This window comes from Pseudomonas gingeri (assembly GCF_013386115.1).
GTDB lineage: Bacteria > Pseudomonadota > Gammaproteobacteria > Pseudomonadales > Pseudomonadaceae > Aquipseudomonas > Aquipseudomonas gingeri.
On sequence record NZ_JACAOR010000001.1, the window covers coordinates 86482 to 106051 of the forward strand.

Consider the following 19570-nt stretch of genomic DNA (forward strand, 5'->3'; position numbering starts at 1 on the left):
CGGTGGTGGCTTGCCTCAGGCCTGAGCGGACAACCAGGCTCGCCAGCCGCCCCAGGCGCTGATATCCGTGGCCCCTTCGAGACCATGGCCCTCGCAGATGAAGCCGGTCTCCCAGCGGCCATCCTCCAGTTGCACCTTACCCAGCCCGAGCGGGGCCGGGATGCCGGTCAGGAAGGAGCCGAGCTCGCGGCTGGGCAATTGCCAGACCTCGACGGCAATGGCCACGCCGCCCTCGGCGACCCGGACCATGCCCGGACGTTGTACCGGGCCACCGGCCAGGGCATACAGCCGGTAGTCGGCGGAACTGCGGGTGCTTTCCAGCAGCGTCGCGCCGCGCTGGCGCAACTGCCCGTTGAGCGCCAGGCCATCCAGGTGGGCACCGCACACCACCAGGCGGGCCTGGTCATTGCGGGCCGGCTGCGCGGGTGCCTTGCCGTCCTGGCAGGCATTGGCGAGGCTCAGCAGGTACTGATCGGTGAAGGCGCGGCCGAACAACGTCACGCCCCAGGGCAGGCCGTTGTCCATGAAGCCGCTGGGTACGGCCACGGCGGCATAATCCAGCAGGTTCATGAAGTTGGTGTAGTAGCCCAGTTCGGCATTGCGCAGGACCGGTTCCTCGGCCAGCTCGGCCAGGGTCACCGGACGGCCGATGGTGGGCGTCAGGACGCAATCGAGTCCGGCCATCAGGCGGTCGCATTCGGCCTTGAGTGCCTGTAGCCGGTACTGCGCACGAAAGGTCTGCACGCCGCTGACCTGCGGGGCTTTCGCCAGCACGGCGTGGATCACCGGCAGCACCGCTTCCGGGCGGGTCTGCGCCAGTTCGCCGACGACGCTGTAGCGCTCGGCGACCCATGGGCCTTCATAGAGCAGTCGCGCGGCTTCGAGAAACGGCGACAGATCGAGGCTGACCGCTTCACCACCTAGCGCCTGCAAACGCTCGACCGCCGCGGCAAACAGCCCGGGCCCCTCGTCGCAGCCGAAGAACTCCAGGTCCTGGGGACGGGGCAGGCCAAAGCGGAAGGGCCGCACGGCACCGAATGCCAGACCATCGTTCCAGGCCGGATTGGCGCGGCTGTAGTCGTCCTCGGGGTCCGCTTGCGCGGTTAGCGCCAGCAAGCGGCTGGCCTCGGCGGCCGTGGCGGTGAACGTGGTCACGCAATCAAGGGTACGACAGGCCGGAACCACGCCCGCCGTGGACAGCAGGCCCCTGGTTGCCTTGAGCCCCACCAGATTGTTCAGCGCCGCCGGCACCCGGCCCGAGCCGGCGGTGTCGGTGCCCAGGGCAAAGCTGGTCAGGCCCAGGGCCACGGTCAGCGGCGATCCCGCACTGGAGCCGCCGGAAGGATAGTCGGCGAGCACGCTGTTGCGGCAGGCGCCATAGGGGGAACGCGTGCCGTTGAGGCCGGTGGCGAACTGGTCGAGATTGGTCTTGCCCAGCGGCACCGCACCGAGGTCGATCAACTGCCGGACCAGGGTTGCCGACCGCGACGGGGTATAGGCGAACGCCGGGCAGGCCGCGGTCGTGGGGATCCCGGCCAGATCGATGTTGTCCTTGATGGCAAAGGGCACGCCATATAGCGGCAGGTTATCCAGCGAGGCGGACTCGAGGGCGGCCAGGTAAGGCTCCAGCTCTTCGACACTGAGCAGATGGATAAACAGGTTGAACTCGGGGTTCAACGCTTCGGCCTGTTCCCGCAGGGCCAGGATCAGGCGGCGTGGCGAGCATTCGCCGCTCACGTAGCGGGCACGCAGAACATCCAGTTGCAGATCGTTTTTCATGGCTTTTCTCCTGTCATGGCGGCGGGCTCGATCACCACCACCCGTTGCCCGGCACGCACCGCCGAGCCGGGCTGCACGCGTACTTCACGAACGATGCCGGCACAGGGTGCCAGCAGCGGAATTTCCATCTTCATCGACTCCAGCACGACCAGTGCGGTGTCTGCTGCGACCCAGTCGCCGACCGCCACCCGGACCTGCCAGAGATTGCCGGCGATGGGGCTTTCCACGCCGGTCTGATGAGCCGGCAGGGCGGCTTCTTCGCTGGCCTCGACGACGGCTTCGCTGCTTTCGAAATGCGCCTGGCCGCTGTCGATCCAGCGCTGGCGTTCGGCGGAAAAGGCCGTTTGCTGGTGGTCACGGAACGCCTGGATGCTATCCGCCTCGTTGGCGAGGAAGGCCTGGTAGTCGGCGAGGCGCAATTGGCTGTGCTCGATGTTCAGGTCGAAGCGCCCCAGGGGGAAATCGCGGCGGATGCGCAGCAACTCCCCGGCGCTGACCGGGTAGAAGCGGATCTGGTCGAAGAAGCGCAACAGCCAGGGTTTGCCGTCGAATGCCGCCACTTCGCGATAACGGTTCCACATCTGCAGCGTACGGCCGACGAACTGGTAGCCGCCTGGGCCCTCCATGCCATACACGCACAGGTAGGCGCCACCGATACCCACCGAGTTCTCGGCGGTCCAGGTCCGTGCCGGGTTGTATTTGGTGGTCACCAGCCGATGCCGGGGGTCCAGCGGCGTCGCCACCGGGGCACCCAGGTAGACGTCGCCCAGGCCCATCACCAGGTAGCTGGCATCGAATACCGTGCGCTGCACTTCATCCAGGTCGGGCAGGTCGTTGATGCGGCGAATGAACTCCAGGTTGCTGGGGCACCAGGGCGCGTCCTTGCGCACGGTGGTCTGGTATTTCTCGATAGCCAGTTGGCAGGCCGGGTCATCCCAGGACAGTGGCAGGTGCACGATGCGCGAGGGCACCTGCAGGTCGCGGGCGGCACAGACCGCGTCCCACTCGCCCGTGACGATCTCCAGCAGTTGCTCCAGGGGCAGTTGCTCGGGTTGGTAGTGCACCTGCAGCGAGCGGATCCCCGGTGTGAGATCGATGACTCCGGGCAATTGCCTGGCTTCGAGCGCCTGCATCAGGGCGTGACCACGGAAGCGCAACACCAGGTCGAGTTCGGCGGCGCCGATTTCCAGCAGCAGGTGGGTATCGCCGGCCAGGCGTGCCACCAGGCGCGTGTCGTCCCGGCCCAGGTCCAGCACCATCGGCGATGGCAGCCGGGTCAGGTCAGGCGCGGGCCGGGGGGCTGCGACGGCTTCGGCATTCAGCGCGGCCGTGGCAAGTTGGCGTGCTTGAACGAGGTCACACGGCACGAAGCGCACCTTGTCGCCGGCCTTGAGTTGCCCCAGTTGCCACAGATCGGCCTCGATGACGGTCACCGGGCAGACGAATCCGCCCAGGCTCGGGCCGTCAGGGCCGAGAATCACCGGCATGTCACCGGTGAAGTCCACCGCGCCGATGGCGTAGGGATTGTCGTGGATATTCGACGGATGCAGCCCGGCCTCGCCCCCGTCGGCCCGCACCCATTCGGGTTTGGGGCCGATCAGGCGCACGCCGGTACGGCTGGAGTTGAAATGCACTTCCCAGTCGGTGGCAAAGAAGGTGCGGATGTAGTTTTCGGTGAAGTATTCCGGCGCGCCATGGGGACCGTAGATCACCCGGATCGTGCGTAACGCCTCCAGGGCGGGTTGCGCGGGGAGCACCGCGCCGACGCTGGTATCCGTCAGCGCGGCCAGGTGCAGCACATCGCCGGCCCGCAGGGCCCGGCCGCCATGACCGCCGAACTGGCCGAGGGTGAAGGTGCTCTTGCTGCCGAGATAGTCCGGCACCTGCACGCCCCCCCGCAGGCAGAGATAGCTGCGGGCACCGGCCCCGGCGATGGTGCCCAGGCTCAGCAGCGAACCGGCCTTGACCGCCAGCGCGGTGTTCATCGCCATCACCACGCCATCGAGCAGCACCGGCAACACTGCGCCGGTCACCGCCACCACGGCATCGGCATTGAAGCGCAGGCTTGGCCCGCTCATGGTGATTTCCAGGCCCGCGCAACCTTCGGGGTTGCCCAGCAGGCGGTTGCCCAGGCGCAGCGCGCGGCTGTCCATGGGGCCTGAAGGGGGAACGCCCACGGCCCAGTAGCCCTGGCGTCCGGGATAATCCTGGACGCTGGTCTGGGTGCCGCCAGCGAGCACTTCGAAGGTCTGCGCATGATAAGCCAGGCCTTCCAGGCAGCGGGTCCAGGGTTGACCGCTGGCGAACGGGGCATCGAGGAGGATCTGCCGCAAGTAGTCGCGATTGGTCTCGACGCCGTACAGCTGGCTGGCACCCAGGGCCTGGTGCAGGCGCAGGCGCGCCTGTTCACGGTTTTCGGCCCAGGTGATGACCTTGGCGATCATCGGGTCGAAGTAGGGCGGTATCTCGCAACCGGCCTCGACCCAGGTATCGATACGCAGTGCCTTGCCATCGGCCGGCGGGAATTCGACCGCCGTCAACAGACCGGGGCTCGGCTGGAAGTCCTTGCCCGGATCCTCGGCATACAGACGGGCCTGCACCGCGTGGCCGCGCGGTTGCAGGCCGGCGCGCAGTTCGGCGAGCGGCGGCAGGTCACCGGCGGCCAGTTGCACCATCCAGCGTACCAGGTCGACGTTCCAGACCTGTTCGGTAACGCCGTGCTCGACCTGCAGGCGGGTGTTCACTTCCAGGAAGTAGAAGCGTCGCTCGTCGCTGTCGAAGACGAATTCGACGGTGCCGGCGCTGCGGTAACGGACCGCTTTCGCCAATTGCACGGCAGCGGCGCAGAGCGCTTCGGGCATGCCTTCGGGCAGGTTGGGCGCGGGGGTTTCTTCCAGCACCTTCTGGTTGCGCCGTTGCACCGAGCAATCGCGCACGCCCAGGGCCAGGACTTCGCCGGCACCGTCACCGAATACCTGGACTTCCAGGTGGCGGGCGCGCTGGATGTATTTCTCGATAAATACCCCGGCGTTGCTGAAATTGTTCTGGCCCAGGCGCTTGACGGTCTCGAAGGCCTCCCGCAGCGCCTCGGCGGAGCGGCAGACGCGCATGCCGATGCCGCCACCGCCGGCGGTGCTCTTGAGCATGATCGGGTAGCCCACGTGTGCGGCGGCGTGCAGGGCATCGTCGAGGCTGTCCAGCAGGTCGCTGCCTTCCAGCAGCGGCACACCGTGCTGGCGGGCGAGGGCGCGGGCGGTGTGCTTGAGGCCGAACAGCCGCAGTTGCTCCGGCGTCGGGCCGACGAAGGCGATCCCGGCCGTCTCGCAGGCTTCGGCGAAGTCGGCGTTTTCCGAGAGGAAACCATAACCCGGATGGATGGCCTGGGCGCCGCTGGCCCTGGCGGCGGCGAGGATCTTGTCCGTCGCCAGGTAGGTGTCGGCGGCGGCGCCTTCACCCAGGCTCAGGGCCAGGTCGGCTTCAAGGATGTGGCGGCTGGTGATATCCGCTTCGGAATAGACCGCGATCCCCTTGACCTCGAGTTCGCGCAAGGTACGCAGGAGGCGGCAGGCGATGGCGCCGCGATTGGCAATCAGCAGTGTGTCGAACATGACAGGTTCCCTGGAGGCGGCAGGAGTCCGCCTCGGCTGGGGTGCGGGTCGTCCCGCAGTTTTTCGAAAGGGTCCCGGGGTCGTCCCCAGACCGCGATCAGGCCCGCTTGCGCGGCAGGGTCTGGCCCGAACGGCTCTGGCAGAGGATGAACAGCCACTGCCGCAGGGGCTTGCACCAGGTCTTCAGTCCCATATCAGCAACTCCGCCGGAGTGGGGTTGTAGCCATTGCACGGGTTGTTCAGTTGCGGACAGTTGGAAATCAGCACGATCACGTCCATCTCGGCCCGCAACTGCACGTACTTGCCGGGGGCGGAAATACCGTCCTCGAAGGTCAGGGCGCCTGCGGGCGTCACCGGCACGTTCATGAAGAAGTTGATGTTCGGGCCGATATCGCGCTTGCCCAGTCGGCCATCGTGGGCACAGGCGCGCAGGTAGTTGTCGCGACAGCTGTGCATATGGCCCTTGTCCAGGGCATAACGCACGGTGTTGCTTTCCTGGGCGCAGGCGCCGCCGAGGGTGTCGTGGCGACCGCAGTTGTCTTCGACGATGGTCAGCAGCGGGCGGCCGAGGTTCGAGTACAACACGCTGCCGGTGCCCAGGTAGACGTTGTTCTGGCGGCGCAGGGTGCGTTGCACGTCGTAGCGTTCGCGCGGGTTGGCGGCGCTGTAGAACAGGGTATCGACGGCCTGGTTGCCTTCGAGGTCGAGAATGCGCAGGGTCTGCCCGGCCTTCACTTCGGTGAGCCAGGGTTCGCCCGCCGGGACGGTGGCGCGATAGCGGGCCGATTCAGGGTGCAGGTGCGTGGTCATGGCGTCTTCCTCAGGCGAACAGGCGATCGGTATTGATGAAGCCGCGCACGTTCTCGGGGCGCGAGGTGCGGCAGTGCTCGGCAACGCCGGCGTCGGCATTCATGAAGGTCAGGTGCACCGGTTTGGGGGCGTACTCCGGCGCGGGATCCATGGGGTGTTGCAGGGCGGTGATGATGAAGAGGGTGTCCATCGGCGCGTAGAGCTCGATGCAATCGCCGGCCCTGGAGTGGCCCTGGGCAAAGTGCAGTCCGCCGTGGTCATCGACATCGACCCGGCTGAACAGGTTGAGGGTCATGGACAGGTCGGACAGCCCCAGCCCCCACTTGCCCATTTCCACCAGGAGGTTGTCGGCACCGTTGCGATAGAAACCGTTGCGCAGCTCCTGGTAGCGGCCCCGGCCATATTTTTCCTCGACTTCCCCGGCGCAGAGCACGCCACCGATGCTGTCGTTCCAGCCACGGGTATCGCGGGTGATGGCGGCCAGTACCCGGCCCATGTCCGAGTACAGGCAATGGCCGGCGGTGAGGTTGGCGGTGTGTTGGCACTTGAGGCTGTCAGGCAGGTTCAGGCGCTCGGTTTTCTCATGGGCGTTGAACAGCATCAGGCTGACGTTGGCGCCGCCCTGGACATCGCTCAGGCGCAGCAGTTGGCCGCGCTTGAGCACGAAGGACAGGTGGCCGCCACCTGGCAGGCGTTCATCGGCAAAGACAGGCAGGTCATTCATGGGGAAGTTCCTTGTTCGGTTGGAGTGCGTCCGGCAGCGGCGTCGCGCGGGCCTCGCCACGCCGGCTGTTGAGCGGCAAGTCGTAGGTGATGCGCGCGCCATAGGCATTGGGCGCATGGGGATCGATGCGGACCTTGTCGAAGACCATCAGGCGGGTGCCCAGGCTGAAGCCTTCGCTGAGGTCATGGGTGACCATGAACACGGTCAATCGGGTTTCCCTCCACAGCTCCAGCAGCAGGACGTGCATGTCCTTGCGGATGCCGGGATCGAGGGCGCCGAAGGGTTCGTCCAGCAACAGCACCCGTGGCTTCATGATCAGCGCCTGGGCGATGGCCAGGCGTTGTTGCATGCCGCCGGAAAGCTGTGCGGGGTATTTGTCCAGGGCGTGGCCGAGGCCGACCCTGTGCAGCAGCACCGCCGCCTGTTCGCGTGCGGCGCGTTTACGTGGGCCGAACAGCCGCCCCAGCAGCGGTGCCCGGGGCAACTCCAGGCCCAGGGCGACGTTGTCCAGCACACTCAGGTGGGGAAACACCGAATAACGCTGGAACACCACGCCACGGCTCGGGTCCGGTTCGCTGGACAGCGGTTGGCCGTCGAGCAGGATTTCGCCGCGGCTGGCCCGTTCCTGGCCCAGCAGCAGGCGCAGGAAGGTCGATTTTCCGCAGCCCGACGTACCGACCAGGGTGCAGAACTCGCCTTCGGCGATGCTCAGGTTGAGGCCCTCGAGCACCACATGGTCACCGTATTGCTGCCACAGGTTGTTGACCTGGATAAAGCTCATGGCCGCGCCCCTTCGTACCAGGGAAAGGCTCGCCGGGTCAGGTGCTGCAAGCCCCAGTCCATCAGCCAGGCGAGCAGGGTGATCCACACCACATAGGGCAGGATCACGTCCATGGCCAGGTAGCGCCGGACCAGGAAGATCCGATAGCCCAGGCCATCCTCGGAAGCAATGGCCTCGGCCGCGATCAGGAACAGCCAGGCCGACCCGAGCACCAGCCGCAGGGCAATCAGCAGGCGTGGCAGCAGTTGCGGCAGGACCACCCGCAGGATCAGGGTCCAGGTCGAGGCGCCGAGGGTCTGGGCCTTGATCAGCAGTTCGACGGGAATCTCCCGTGCCCGCTGTTCCAGGTCACGGGCCAGGATCGGGGTGATGCCGATGACGATCAGCATCACCTTGGACAACTCGCCCAGGCCAAGGACGATGAACAGGATCGGCAGGATCGCCAGCGGCGGCACCATGGACAGCACCACCAGCAACGGTGACAGCGGTGCACCGAACAACGGCAGCACACCCGCGGCGATGCCCAGGCACAAGCCCGCCACGGCGCTGATGCCCAGGCCGATGGCCAGGCGCCGCAGGCTCGACGCGCTGTCCTGCCAGAGCACGTAGCCGCCGCTGCGCTTGTCCTCGGTGAAGGCCATGCGCTTGACCGCATCGCCCATCTGCACGGCGCTGGGCAGCAGCTTGTCGTTGGGATTGTCCGTCAGTCGTTGCGCCGAGCCCAGGAAGTAGGCGCACAACAACAGCACGAACGGCAGGATCACCAGCAACAGCCGCGTGGGACGGTCGGGATGACGATTGATCAGGCGCATGGCGCGTCCTCCGCTTACAGCTTGCCGTCGACAGCCATCTGCACATAGCTCGGATCAAAGCGCAGCTTGAGATTGCCCTTGTCCCCGCGAGTCACATCGTGGGCGAAGCTCATGCCGACCGCGCTGCTGTCCTTGGCCCCTTCGCCGAGCAGGCCGTGCTCGAAGGAGAATCCGGCGACCTTGTCCATGGTCTTGGGCAACTGCGCGCTGCCGACGAAGTCCAGCATCTGTTGCGGGGTATGGAACAACTGGGTGGTCGCCAATTGCGCCTTGAAACCGGCCAGGTCGGTACCGGAAGCCTTGGCCATGTGTTCCAGGGCCGCGTCGCTGGCGGCGGACTTGCCGTTCATCAGGGCCACGACCTCGAACCAGGCGCCGGTCAGGGCCTTGCCCAGGGCGGGGTTGTCCTTGAGGGTCTGGGTGTTGACCACCATCATGTCGATGATCTCGCCGGGGATCTTGCTGGAGTCGAACACCTGGGTGACTCCTGGCCTGGCCCTGATGTCGGCCAGCATCGGGTTCCAGGTGGTGACGGCCTGGACCGCGTCGGTGTTGAACGCGGCGGAGATGTCGGCGTCGGAGGTATTGACGACTTTCAGGTCCTTTTCCACGAGGTCGACGCTATCGAGGGCGCGCGCCAGCAGGTAGTGGGAAACCGATAGCTCGACCAGGTTGACGTTCATGCCCTTGAGGTCGGCGACGGTCTTGCCGCTGCCCTTGATGACGATACCGTCGTTGCCGTTGGAGAAATCGCTGAGCAGCAGCGCCGTGCTGTCCACGCCACCGGCGGCGGGGATGGTCAGGGCATCCATGTTGGTCATGGTGCAGCCATCGAACTGGCCGGCGGTGTACTGGTTGATCGACTCGACGTAGTCGTTGATCTGGGTGACCTTGATGTGGATGCCGTACTTGCTGGCCCACTTGTCGACGATGCCCTGGGCCGCGGCATACTCCCAGGGCATCCAGCCCGCATAGATGGTCCAGCAGACATTGAAATCGGTCTTGGCGGCGGCGTGGGAAGACAGGCTGAACAACAGGGCGACGCCTGCGGCGAGGAAAGCGGATAGACGGGGCTTTCGCATGGTAGGACTCCAGTTGAGGGTGGACGGACAGGGAGCAGCGCGACACCCGTATCGATGGGTGGTCTGTCTCCCGGGCTTTTATCCCGCCGTGTAACCTCAACTGGAGGTCGTTGGCTCTCGGACCAGTCACTCGCCTTGCAGCGAGCCGGAACCCTAGCCAACTATTGTGTTGCGCAAATTGTGGTGCACTTGGCTCGCGCTACTCCTGCACATCCGGAGTAATGCCAGAGGCGTGCCAGATCGGTATCTTTTGTTTCATTCGCGGCTGGAGCGGGGATAGAACGGGTCTGTCGGGGAGGGACCCTGCCGTTTTGCCCTGGCGCCATTCCCGGCGTTCGCTCCGAGTTGGGGCGGGTCGCACTCGACTGGTGCGACAGCCCCGTTGGCAGGCGGACTCAGAATTCATCGGTTCCCGGGCAATGGCTCGCCTGAGGCGTGGTGGCGCCTTCCTTGCCTTCCAGCACAAACGCAGCGCGGTGTTCGGCCACCACATTACGCAGGGCGCTGTAGTAGTCCGGCAGGCGCTGCAGGCTGTCGGTGAGCGGCAACAGCGAGGCGCGGGTATCCACGGTGCCGCCCACCAGGTTGATGGTGCCGAGGGTCTGCACGGTATCGCTGTCCCCCAGTGGTGAGACCAGGAAGCTCAGTACTTTCCCGGCGGCATCGCGGCTGTTGCCCGTGCCCAGCAATGGCAGCTCGACGATGGGGCCGTTGCCGATCCCCCACACGCCAAAGGTCTGGCCGAAGTCGGCGGTGTGCCGGGGGATACCGATTGGATCGGACACGTCGATCAGGCCGACGATGCCCACCGTGGTATTCACCGCGAAGCGCCCCAGGGTGTTGATGGAGCGGCGTGGATTGCCCTGCAGCAGATCGTTGATAAACACCTTGGGCTCGCTGAAGTTGCTGGCGAAGTTGTGCACGCCCTGCTGGAAGAACTCCGGCAGGCGCCGATAACCGCGTGCCACGGGGGCCAGGGCATAGTCGTCGACGGCACGGTTGAACGCGAACACGCCACGATTGAGCGGTTCGGCCGGGTCGTACACCGCGGCGGAAGCCGGTGCGCACTGTGTCTCGCCGGGCCTGGCCGGGGGGCTCGTGCAGCCGGCCAGGCAGGATAGGGTCAACAGCAGCGCGGCATGGCGAGCCAGGGTCGGGGAATACGTCAGCGAGCGCATAGGTACAGTCCAGTCTCCGGAAAAGGGAGGCCGATGCTGGCATTGCTCCCTTGCCCGAAGATGTCTGCTTTATTGCGCCATTGACGCTTTATTGCATGATTGAAATATATGACGGGCCGCGTCGAATGGTTTTAGATGGCGCATCGACAAAACCAAGTGATACCCGCCGGTGAGCCATCTTTTAATCGTGGACGATGACCTTGAAGTCCTCGCGCTGCTGAAGAAATTCTTTCTGCAACATGGCTATGCGGTCGAGACCGCGGCCAACGGAGCGCAGCTGTGGGCGGCCATGGCGCTGAACCCCGCTGACCTGATCATCCTCGACCTGATGCTGCCAGGGGACAACGGCCTGTTGCTCTGCCAACGCCTGCGCCAGCAGTACGCGACGCCGGTGATCATGCTGACCGCCATGGGCGAACTCAGCGATCGCGTGGTGGGCCTGGAAATGGGCGCCGATGACTACCTGAGCAAACCCTTCGATGCCCGCGAGTTGCTGGCCCGGGTACGGGCGGTGTTGCGCCGGGCCGGGGAAAGCCGGCCGCCCATTGGCGATGCTTCGCGGCCGTTGATTCGTTTCGCCGGCTGGCAGCTGGACCTGACACGCCGCGAATTGCGCTCGCCGGACCAGGTGATGATCCCGTTGTCGTCCGGGGAGTTCGATCTGCTGCTGGTCTTCGTCGAACACCCCCAGCGCGTCCTGACCCGCGAGCAGTTGCTGAACCTGGCGCGCGGCCATAGCCATGACGCGTTCGATCGCAGCATCGACGTCCAGGTCAGTCGCCTGCGTCGCAAGCTGGAGTTCGACACCAAGCGTCCGGAGATGATTCGCACCGTACGCAATGGCGGCTACCAGTTCACTGTCAGCGTGACCCGCTCATGAGCGGCCGTCATCGCCGCGATACCGTGGCCCGCTGGATTGCCCTGACCATTCTGATCGCCATGTTCACCGCGCTGGCCTTCAACGCGCTGTTTGTCCAGTTGGCGGGCGTCTGGGCGCGCCCGCCGTTGAGCGAAACCGGCTTGCTGGACAAGGTGGCCGTGGTTGTCCAGGTGACCGAGGCGACCGCCGCGGACCAGCGGCTGCGCCTGACCCAGGCGGTGGACGATGCCGACTTCAAGGTCGTCTGGTTGCCTGATCGCAAGACGATTGATGTGCCGGTGCTCGCCGATGCCGGCTTCAGTTCCGAGAAGATTTTTAAGCGTACGCTCAAGGGGCCGCCACGGCACATGGAGGCCTACGAGCCCTCCGACTGGTCGGGCCCTGGTGGGCACTATGCGCTGTTGGTGGAACTGGTCGATCACTCCTGGCTGCTGTTCACCGCACCGTCGCGCAGCTGGGGCATGGCGGAGGGGCCGCGCAGCCTGGTCATCCTGCTCCTGGTGCTGGTGTCCACCGCCCTGGTCACCCTGATCGCCACGCGGCGCCTGGCCCGGCCCCTGGAAGATTTTGCCCAGGGTGTCCGGCGTTTTGGCGCGGATTTCCGGGCCCCGGCCATCGAGCCGGTCGGCCCCCATGAAATCCGCCAGGCGATCCTGGCCTTCAATGGCATGCAGGCGCAACTGCGACACTTCATCCAGGATCGCACCCAGATGCTCGCGGCGATTTCCCATGACCTGCGCGCACCCTTGACCCGCCTGCGCCTGCGGGGGGAATTCATCGAGGATGTCGAGCAGCAGCAGCGCCTGTTCCGCGATGTCGACGAGATGCAAGCGATGATCAACACGGCCCTGGCGTTCTTCCGCGATGATGCGCGCCTGGAGCAGGGGACCCAGCTGGACCTGGCGGAACTGCTGCAGACGCTGGTGGATGACTACCGCGACCAGTCCATCGACATCCACTTCAACGGCCCGCCGCGACTGGTGTACTTCGGTCGTCCGCTGGGGCTCAAGCGGGTGATGACCAACCTGATGGACAACGCCATTCACTACGGTCGCGAGCCGCTGATCGAGTTGCAGCAACACCCGCACGACGTGATCATCCGCGTGCTCGACCGCGGCCCGGGGATTCCCGTCGACTTGCATGAGCAGGTGTTCCTGCCGTTTTTCCGCCTGGAAGGCTCGCGCAACAAAAGCACCGGAGGGGTTGGCCTGGGACTCTCGACCGCGCGGGCGATCGTGCTGGAGCATGGCGGCACGCTGACGCTGACCAATCGCCAGGGCGGTGGGTTGGCGGCCGTGGTGGTGTTGCCGGTCTAGCACGGATCGCGGCCGTCATTCGCGGGTACTGTCGAGCGTGGCGGTGGAAATCCCGCGTTTGCCATCGATCCGCCGCGCCACCTCCATCGCCGCCTCCAGTTCACTGATGCCCCGGGCCTTCATCAATTCGAACCGCTCGGCCTTTTCCTCCGGCTCGGTCATGGCCATGGTCAGGTAGAGGCTGGGCGGTACCGCGCGAAACAGCACCTCCATGGACTTGGACAGAATCACCCCCTCGGTGAATTTCCCGGACTCCTTCCGGGCGGACAGCATCAGGGTCTTCTGGGCGTCGGTGAGCGCGCGGAACCGCGCGATCTTGTTGACTTCGTCCGGCGGCATGTTCAGGCAGATCCACCATTCGATCATGTTCAGCATCGGCTCCGCGGCCCTAGGCAGGTCGTCGACGTTCTGGGTGGCGAGCCAGAACCAGGCACCGAGCTTGCGCCACATCTTGGTGATCTTCACCACGTAGGGCGACAGCAACGGATTCTTGGTGATGATGTGCCCCTCGTCGGTGACGTTGATGATCGGCCGACCGAGCATCTGGTCTCGCTCGGCGATGTTGTTCACGGTATTGATCAGCGAGATGTAGGCGATGGAGAGCTGCGCGTTGTAGCCCTCGCGGGCGTAGGTCGCCAGGTCCACCAGGGTGATATCGGCCTCCGGCCAGGGCGTGCCGTCGCTGTTGAACAGGTCGCCGTCGGCGCCCTGGCAGAACATGTCCATGGCGTCGGCCATTTCCAGCAGGCGCAGGCGTCGTTGCTCCGGCAGGCCGGTGTCATGGCCCATGGCACGAAGGGCGTCGCGAACGTCCTGGGTGAGGACGGTCCTGTCCCGGTTCACGCAGTCGTGCGCGGCGTTGATGATGCTCTGGCGGATCAGGCTGCGGTCGGCGCGGGTCAGGCGCTGTTCTTCCTTTTCCTCGCCACCGGTGATCATCAGGCGCGCGGTGATCTCCAGCTCTCCCAGTACATCGCGTTCGTCCTCTTGCGGGCTGTCGTTGTCATCGAGGTCGTCGGCATCCAGGGTCAGGACCTGCGCGGGGCTGTTCACCAGGCGACAGGCGTCGGCGAAGGGCGCCAGGCTGACACCGGAGCCGGGCGCGAGCTTGACCCGGTTGACTGTCAGGCCCAGGCGCCGGGCAAAGTCGGCAAACAGGCCGAAGCTGTTGCCGGCCTCGGCGATGAACAGCCGGGGGCGGTACATCGCCACGACCTGGTTGAGCAGGTTGTTGAGGGTGGCCGACTTGCCGGCACCGGTCGGCCCGAAGAGAAACAGGTGGGCGTTCATCTGGCGGTCCAGGCGGTTGAGGGGATCGAAGGTCAACGGGCCTCCACCGCGATTGAAGAAGGTAAAGCCGGGATGCCCGGTGCCTTCGCTGCGCCCCCAGATCGGCGCCAGGTTGGCCACGTGCTGGGCGAACATCAGCTGGGTGTACCACTCGCTCTGGCGCATGCCCGGGTTGAACACGCAGGGCAGCCAGCGCAGGTAGCTGTTGAGCGGGGCGACTTCATGCTCGTCGCGCACCGGCTGCAATCCGGCATTGAGCATCACGTTGTTGAGCTGCAAGGTACGGCTGTCGAGTTCCCTGATGTCGCGACCGCGCAGGTAGAAGGCCACCGCGCCCCGGTACAGCTTGTGCGCGCTGCCAAGATGCGCGCGAGCCTGCTGCACGTCGTCGCGGGTCTGCTCGGACGCCAGGGTGTCGCCGACGGACTTTTTCGCCAGGTGGTTGAGGTGCGCCTCCAGGGTGTCCTGCGGGGTGATCACCAGGGTGATGCAGAGCACCGTGTCTTCGGGCATCTGGTCGAAGAGGGCATTGATGGCATCGCCGCCCTTGGTGGTTTCGCCGGTCAGGTGACCGGTCATGGGCGGGGAGCGCAGGCGATCGAGCACCACCACGCGATGGGGCATGTCGTCGAGGTACCAGAGTCCCTGTTGCACATCCGAGCGCGGCTGCTCGAAGAACAGGCGCTGGGCGAAGTCGCTGCCGCTGGCCAGTGACAGTTCCTCGTCGGCGGTGTCCGGCGGATAGTCCGCCAGTCGGTAGAAGTCCTGGCGCTGCTGCGGGCTATTGCCCAGCAGTTTCGGGTCGGGGTTGAACCAGCGCAGCAGCCAGCGGTGGATCTGCGCACCGTCCAGGCGCCGTGTCTTCACGCCGGCGTTGCCCAACCCACCGCTCAGGCGCTCACAGAGGCTGTTGAGGGCCTCTTCGCTGGTCTGGCCACGCTGGGGCGGCGTGCCTTTGCCGTGGCGGTACACCACCAGCCGCACTTTGCGGCTTTGCCCGCGCCAGGGCAGCTGGGTCACCACGGTGTCTTCAAAGAGCCCGCCGGGTTGCGACAGGGCCTCGAGGTGCTGTTGAAACATCCGCAGGTAGCACTCGGTGAATGCCGAACCCCGGGCGCGGGGTTGCACATAGTCGCCGAGGCTGTGCAGATAGCCGCCCCAGTCGGTCTCGTCCTGGGCATAGAGCTGCAGCACCCAGGGTTGTTCCTCAAGCTCGTCGAAACTGTCCTGCAAGGCATTTTCCAGGGCGTCGCGGACCGTGCGCAACCAGCTCGCTTCGCGACCCTCGGTGCCGATGGGCGTCAGCTCGAAGAACGCCGCCACCGACTCGCCGTCCTCCAGCAACAGGCATTGCGAGTCAGGCAGGAACTCCACCCATGGCAGCAAATCGACGAAGCTGGGTGTCGCTGCATAGAGCGCCTGTTCATCGGCCACGGTGGCGGGACGCTTGCGTGGGTTCTCGTGGGGTTTCATCAGTAATTCTCCGTCCGCTCGCCGGGCAGGGCGTACTGCACCCGCTGGTAGAACGGAAAGACCGTGCTGTAGCCGGGCACCGGTACCGGATCGGAGCCCGCCAGGTGGGGAAAGACGTACATCACCAGGTCCGGGTTGGGCAGGCGCCTGAACTGACTGTGTATCTCGTTACGGGCGGTGCGGGTGTAGGCCGGTTGCTCGGAGGCGCCGTCGGCGAGAGGCCGGCGCAGGGCCAGACGCACCTCTTGCAGCGGATTATTGCCGGGGCCGCGGGCGCCCTGGGCGGATTGCCGGTTCCAGATATCCGCCATGGTCTGCGGGCCATGGGGCAGCAGCTGGTCCTTGTCGGTACTGCAGCCGGCGATCAGCAGGGCGCCCGAAAGCAGGCAGGGCAGTGGGTCAATCGAGGGTAGGCGCATGGGTTCCTCCAGCGACATGCCGCACCTGGCGGCCGAGGGTTTCGTAATCGATCTCCAGTTGCTGGTCCAGGTGCACGGCCACCTGGGCGCCGGGTTGCACGTAGACGGCAGCAAAGGCCTGTCCATAGAGCTTGTTGACCCAGTCACCGATATCTTTCACGCCTCCCGAGAGGATGCTGTTGAGCGCCGAGGGCCCGGCGCCCACGGTCGCTCCGCCGGGCGTGAGCACGGTACTGGCGTCGGCCTTGTCGGCCTCGAGCAGCTTGGCCACACCGGCCCCCGCGGCGGTGATCAGGCTTTTGGTGCCCAGGTATTGCTGGGCGTTCGAGCGCCGCTCGCCGGCGATGCAGGGCACGCCGTACGGGTCGCTGAGCCAGCCGATGCCGCCCTGGATCCTGCCGGTCGAGGTGCTGGCTGTCTGACCGTTGCCCTGGCGACCGGTGAGTTTCTTCGGCGCGGGCAGTGTACGGATGCGTCCGTCGTTGAAGACAAAGGTCAGGCTGACGATCTGCCCGCGCACACAGGAGAGGGTCCAGTCTCCGGCGGCAGTGCCGCTGATCACCGCTCCCGCGACATCCGGCAGGTCGATGCCATTGGCGGTGAGGTTGTCCGGGCCGATCAGCACCTTGAACGGGTAGGGATCGTTGACCACGCCGTCCACCGGCACCCGACCGATCAGCGCGGTCATGGCGATGGAACCGGTCAGGGTGCTATTCTCCGGCAGGGTATAGACGGGCCTGGCGGGGGCCTTGTCTTCAGTCTTCGGTCGACTGTCCAGCGCGCTGGCGTCGAGCTTGCGCTGGGCTGCCCCTTCACTGAAGGCCGTAGGGAAGCTCAGGCCCTGTGCCGGTTTGCCGGAACCGGCGGGCAGGGGTTTGCCCCGGGCATCGACGGCGGTCGCGTCCTGGGGTTCGGTCCAGACCAGCTCATCGTCGCCGCCGGCGAACTGCCCCTCGTCGCCGGGCTCGAGTCCCAGGCCAATGGGCAGGTCCGCCCCGCGGCTGGCGGTGAATTGCATCGACAGTTTCTGCTGGAGATCGTCCAGCAGGCTTTGCGTCTCCTGGGCGCTCAGCCCGGTTGGGGCCTTGTGCTGCGCCTTCTCCAGTTCGGCGCCGATAATTTGCTGGATACGCTGGTCGATCTCGCTGTCACGACGTCGCAGGCGGGTGTTTTCCTGCTGTTGATCCTTGTTTTCAGAGAGCAGGGCTTTCAATTCCTCGCGCATGGCCTTGGTCTGGGCCACCAGCGTGGCAACCGTGTCATGGGGGGTATCACCGTCGATGCCCAGTTGCTTCATTTCCTCCGCGGTCAGGCGATGGCCGCCGTGCTCGGGGTTCGCGCCGGAGGCGTCCTTGCTGGAGCAGGCCTTGATCATTCCGAAGAACACCAACAGCACCAACGGCAGGATCAGCCATTTGAGCAGGCCGCTACTGTGCATGGTCACCCCCATCCGCGAGGGAAAGAGGACGACCGGCATCCACCGGGCTCAGGTTGGGCAACAGTGACTGCGCCAGGCCGCGACCGCGGGTGACCAGGTAAGCCACGGTGGTGTCGCTGGCCTGGTGTGCCGGGCCCAGGTAAGGGTGCTGGAAGGCGGCGCTGGTGAAGTCGCCCTGCAACTCGCGTGGGTCGAGGTTGAGTATCCGCTGCGAGAGGTTCTGCAAGCCGACCGCACTGACGATGTAGTCGTCCAGTTGCCAGGCGCCCAGCAGACGGGCTGTCAGCGGCTGGCCGGGCATCAGGTCCGAGAGATCCAGGTCACGCGTCACCTTCAGCGCGATCACGTCGGGCAAAGGCTCGATGGTGCGCAGCGGGGCATAAAGGCTTTGTGCGGCGTAGCGGGTCAGGACCACCGGTATCGGTGTTTCCCTTGAGCCGCGTGGCTGTGCGGCGGGGTCGCCCGGCGCTGTCGGCACATTGTTGTTCGATGAAGTCGTTGCCACAGTGTCGGCGTAGCGTCTGGGCCTGCCGGGACCCTTGACGATCCGGATGGGTTCGAGGGCGGTAGCGGCCTGGGCAGCCCTTGCCGCGACGTCGATCAGTATGATTTCACCGGTCTGCACGTCCTGCAGTTGCAGGCGGGTGGGTTCGATCGGCGCATTGGCGCGCAGGTAGAGGGTACCGCCGGTACTCTGGATACGCAGCTTGTCGCCCAGTGAACGCGGGACACCGACCCTGACATTCTGGTCGATGAACAGGATCCGTTCCTGGCCGACCTGCAACGGGACAGCCAGTGGCAGGCGTTCCCAGGTCATCAATTCGACGGCCTGGACCGCGCCGCAGCCCAGCCAGAAGGCCGGCATGAGGGCGAGCATGGGGTTCAACCGGGGCATCAGTCATCTCCTTGCACGGGAGAAGCGGGGTCGCCGGCGGGCCGCGAGGAGGTGGCAATGCGTTGCGGCGCACCGTCGTAGCAGTCCAGGGCCATGCCGAAGGGGTTTTTCTCCGGGTCGACGTCCCGGCGCACCACCTTGAGGGGATAACGCACGAAGGCCTGCTTGACCCGCTCCGATCCGTAGAACTCCTCGGTGGCGAGGTCGAGGTTCAGCAGCCATTGGTCCCGGCCCTGGACCTTGACCCGCAGCTCGGGCGCTTGGGTGTAGTCCCTTTCGGGGATCTCGAAGACGCCCCGGGTGCGACTGCGCAGTTCGCCGGCGATCTGGCGTTGCTGGAAGTCGCTTTCCAGTTGGGACTTGCAGGCGGGTGTCAGGTACGCGGAGAGTTTGTGAATGGCCCGGGGGTAGTCCTTTTCGCCATCGACGGGCCAGCGGTTGAGCTGTTGAAAGATGTAGAAACCGAAGGTATAGACCGACTCCGGCGGGACCTCCCACCACTTGCGGGTGCTGCCCGAGCGCAGGTCGGGCGGAATATTGATGGTCAGGTTCCGTGGCGCCTCCCACCATCCCAGCCCCATGAGCAGGGCGGTGCCGAACAGCAGCCCGCAGCCGGCGCGCAGCGTCTTGACATGGGACTCCAGCCGGGCGATTTCATTCTTGAAGCGGCTCATGGGCGCAGGCTCCGGCGTGTGCTCCAGAGACCGTCGCGCGTCACCAGGCCGGCCGCACCGATCCAGGAGCCCAGCAGCGGCCAGTGGGTCGCCAGTTGCCATTGCAGGTGCCGATACAACCAGGTCTGGGGCTTGCCGCGCTTGTGACGACGCAGCAGGTTGCCGCCAACGAACAGGCCCAGGCCGATGCAGAGCACGATCCCCGAGGGGACCAGGGCAATGCTCTGCGACAGCGCCGCTGCCGCGCTGCCCAGGCAGGTGCCCGCCAGCGCCGCCACGGTGACGGTGAGCCACATTTCATCGGCGGTGAGGCCCAGCACGATGACCGGCTGGTGATTGAGACGCGACGGCAGGAAGCGGATGGTGCCGTCGGCCAGGAAGTGATCCGGGTCGTGATTCATCGCTGGATCA

At 65.8% G+C, this 19570-nt stretch carries 16 protein-coding genes and 1 riboswitch; of the genes, 2 read left to right on the forward strand and 14 right to left on the reverse strand.

Features of this window, described 5'->3' with window-relative positions:
• Positions 1–15: 15 nt before the first annotated feature.
• The 8 genes from atzF to HX881_RS00435 all read right to left on the reverse strand — a co-directional run bounded on the left by atzF (position 16) and on the right by HX881_RS00435 (position 10774).
• A complete protein-coding gene (gene atzF / locus HX881_RS00400; protein ID WP_177082128.1) occupies positions 16–1779 on the reverse strand; it encodes an allophanate hydrolase in 1764 nt (587 codons plus the stop codon).
• On the reverse strand, positions 1776–5387 hold the full coding sequence (gene uca, locus HX881_RS00405; protein ID WP_177082129.1) for an urea carboxylase: 3612 nt from the start codon (positions 5385–5387) through the stop codon (positions 1776–1778). The genes atzF and uca overlap by 4 nt, the downstream gene beginning before the upstream one ends.
• 183 nt (positions 5388–5570) lie before the next feature.
• Complete coding sequence (locus HX881_RS00410) at positions 5571–6197, reverse strand: urea amidolyase associated protein UAAP2 (RefSeq protein ID WP_017127514.1); 627 nt, start codon at positions 6195–6197, stop codon at positions 5571–5573.
• 10 nt (positions 6198–6207) lie between these two features.
• Entirely contained in the window at positions 6208–6921 is a 714-nt protein-coding gene (locus HX881_RS00415; RefSeq protein ID WP_017127513.1) for an urea amidolyase associated protein UAAP1, read from the reverse strand.
• Positions 6914–7702, reverse strand: a complete 789-nt coding sequence (locus tag HX881_RS00420) for an ABC transporter ATP-binding protein (protein WP_177082130.1) — start codon at positions 7700–7702, stop codon at positions 6914–6916. Before HX881_RS00420 ends, HX881_RS00415 begins: the two co-directional genes overlap by 8 nt.
• Complete coding sequence (locus HX881_RS00425; protein WP_017127511.1) at positions 7699–8514, reverse strand: ABC transporter permease; 816 nt, start codon at positions 8512–8514, stop codon at positions 7699–7701. The genes HX881_RS00420 and HX881_RS00425 overlap by 4 nt, the downstream gene beginning before the upstream one ends.
• Positions 8515–8528: 14 nt before the next feature.
• Positions 8529–9596 carry a putative urea ABC transporter substrate-binding protein gene (locus tag HX881_RS00430; RefSeq protein ID WP_017127510.1) on the reverse strand — a complete coding sequence of 356 codons (1068 nt, stop codon included), beginning with the start codon at positions 9594–9596 and terminating at the stop codon, positions 8529–8531.
• 65 nt (positions 9597–9661) lie between these two features.
• Positions 9662–9764, reverse strand: a riboswitch (guanidine-I (ykkC/yxkD leader).
• Positions 9765–9991: 227 nt separating this feature from the next.
• Entirely contained in the window at positions 9992–10774 is a 783-nt protein-coding gene (locus HX881_RS00435; RefSeq protein WP_177082131.1) for an MlaA family lipoprotein, read from the reverse strand.
• 169 nt (positions 10775–10943) lie between these two features.
• Here HX881_RS00435 and HX881_RS00440 point away from each other — a divergent pair, with 169 nt between their 5' ends.
• Together HX881_RS00440 and HX881_RS00445 are read left to right on the forward strand one after the other, a co-directional pair.
• Complete coding sequence (locus HX881_RS00440) at positions 10944–11654, forward strand: response regulator (protein ID WP_177082132.1); 711 nt, start codon at positions 10944–10946, stop codon at positions 11652–11654.
• Positions 11651–12970, forward strand: coding sequence for a sensor histidine kinase (locus HX881_RS00445; RefSeq protein ID WP_017127507.1), 1320 nt, complete (start codon positions 11651–11653; stop codon positions 12968–12970). Before HX881_RS00440 ends, HX881_RS00445 begins: the two co-directional genes overlap by 4 nt.
• 15 nt (positions 12971–12985) lie before the next feature.
• On the opposite strand, the gene HX881_RS00450 is transcribed toward HX881_RS00445, so the two are convergent.
• From HX881_RS00450 to HX881_RS00475, 6 genes are read right to left on the reverse strand one after another with little or no spacing between them, the layout of a single operon-like run.
• Positions 12986–15733 carry a conjugative transfer ATPase gene (locus HX881_RS00450; RefSeq protein WP_177082133.1) on the reverse strand — a complete coding sequence of 916 codons (2748 nt, stop codon included), beginning with the start codon at positions 15731–15733 and terminating at the stop codon, positions 12986–12988.
• A complete protein-coding gene (locus tag HX881_RS00455) occupies positions 15733–16152 on the reverse strand; it encodes a TIGR03751 family conjugal transfer lipoprotein (RefSeq protein ID WP_177082134.1) in 420 nt (139 codons plus the stop codon). Before HX881_RS00455 ends, HX881_RS00450 begins: the two co-directional genes overlap by 1 nt.
• Positions 16133–17590: a TIGR03752 family integrating conjugative element protein gene (locus tag HX881_RS00460; RefSeq protein ID WP_177082135.1), complete on the reverse strand. Its 1458-nt coding sequence runs from the start codon at positions 17588–17590 to the stop codon at positions 16133–16135. Before HX881_RS00460 ends, HX881_RS00455 begins: the two co-directional genes overlap by 20 nt.
• The gene (locus tag HX881_RS00465) at positions 17580–18485 is read right to left on the reverse strand and encodes a TIGR03749 family integrating conjugative element protein (protein ID WP_425503428.1); all 906 of its coding nucleotides are present in this window, start codon (positions 18483–18485) and stop codon (positions 17580–17582) included. The genes HX881_RS00460 and HX881_RS00465 overlap by 11 nt, the downstream gene beginning before the upstream one ends.
• A complete protein-coding gene (locus HX881_RS00470; RefSeq protein WP_177082136.1) occupies positions 18485–19159 on the reverse strand; it encodes a PFL_4703 family integrating conjugative element protein in 675 nt (224 codons plus the stop codon). Before HX881_RS00470 ends, HX881_RS00465 begins: the two co-directional genes overlap by 1 nt.
• On the reverse strand, positions 19156–19560 hold the full coding sequence (locus tag HX881_RS00475) for a TIGR03750 family conjugal transfer protein (RefSeq protein ID WP_177082137.1): 405 nt from the start codon (positions 19558–19560) through the stop codon (positions 19156–19158). The genes HX881_RS00470 and HX881_RS00475 overlap by 4 nt, the downstream gene beginning before the upstream one ends.
• Between the last annotated feature and the right edge of the window lie 10 nt (positions 19561–19570).

Excerpts from the sequence above, each read along its gene's own strand:
- HX881_RS00470 (WP_177082136.1), bottom strand. The coding sequence starts at position 19,159 with ATGAGCCGCTTCAAGAATGAAATCGCCCGGCTGGAGTCCCATGTCAAG.
- HX881_RS00435 (WP_177082131.1), bottom strand. The coding sequence starts at position 10,774 with ATGCGCTCGCTGACGTATTCCCCGACCCTGGCTCGCCATGCCGCGCTG.
- HX881_RS00450 (WP_177082133.1), bottom strand. The coding sequence starts at position 15,733 with ATGAAACCCCACGAGAACCCACGCAAGCGTCCCGCCACCGTGGCCGAT.
- atzF (WP_177082128.1), bottom strand. The coding sequence starts at position 1,779 with ATGAAAAACGATCTGCAACTGGATGTTCTGCGTGCCCGCTACGTGAGC.
- HX881_RS00420 (WP_177082130.1), bottom strand. The coding sequence starts at position 7,702 with ATGAGCTTTATCCAGGTCAACAACCTGTGGCAGCAATACGGTGACCAT.
- HX881_RS00425 (WP_017127511.1), bottom strand. The coding sequence starts at position 8,514 with ATGCGCCTGATCAATCGTCATCCCGACCGTCCCACGCGGCTGTTGCTG.
- HX881_RS00430 (WP_017127510.1), bottom strand. The coding sequence starts at position 9,596 with ATGCGAAAGCCCCGTCTATCCGCTTTCCTCGCCGCAGGCGTCGCCCTG.
- HX881_RS00475 (WP_177082137.1), bottom strand. The coding sequence starts at position 19,560 with ATGAATCACGACCCGGATCACTTCCTGGCCGACGGCACCATCCGCTTC.
- HX881_RS00465 (WP_425503428.1), bottom strand. The coding sequence starts at position 18,485 with ATGCCCCGGTTGAACCCCATGCTCGCCCTCATGCCGGCCTTCTGGCTG.
- HX881_RS00410 (WP_017127514.1), bottom strand. The coding sequence starts at position 6,197 with ATGACCACGCACCTGCACCCTGAATCGGCCCGCTATCGCGCCACCGTC.
- HX881_RS00455 (WP_177082134.1), bottom strand. The coding sequence starts at position 16,152 with ATGCGCCTACCCTCGATTGACCCACTGCCCTGCCTGCTTTCGGGCGCC.
- uca (WP_177082129.1), bottom strand. The coding sequence starts at position 5,387 with ATGTTCGACACACTGCTGATTGCCAATCGCGGCGCCATCGCCTGCCGC.
- HX881_RS00445 (WP_017127507.1), top strand. The coding sequence starts at position 11,651 with ATGAGCGGCCGTCATCGCCGCGATACCGTGGCCCGCTGGATTGCCCTG.
- HX881_RS00460 (WP_177082135.1), bottom strand. The coding sequence starts at position 17,590 with ATGCACAGTAGCGGCCTGCTCAAATGGCTGATCCTGCCGTTGGTGCTG.
- HX881_RS00415 (WP_017127513.1), bottom strand. The coding sequence starts at position 6,921 with ATGAATGACCTGCCTGTCTTTGCCGATGAACGCCTGCCAGGTGGCGGC.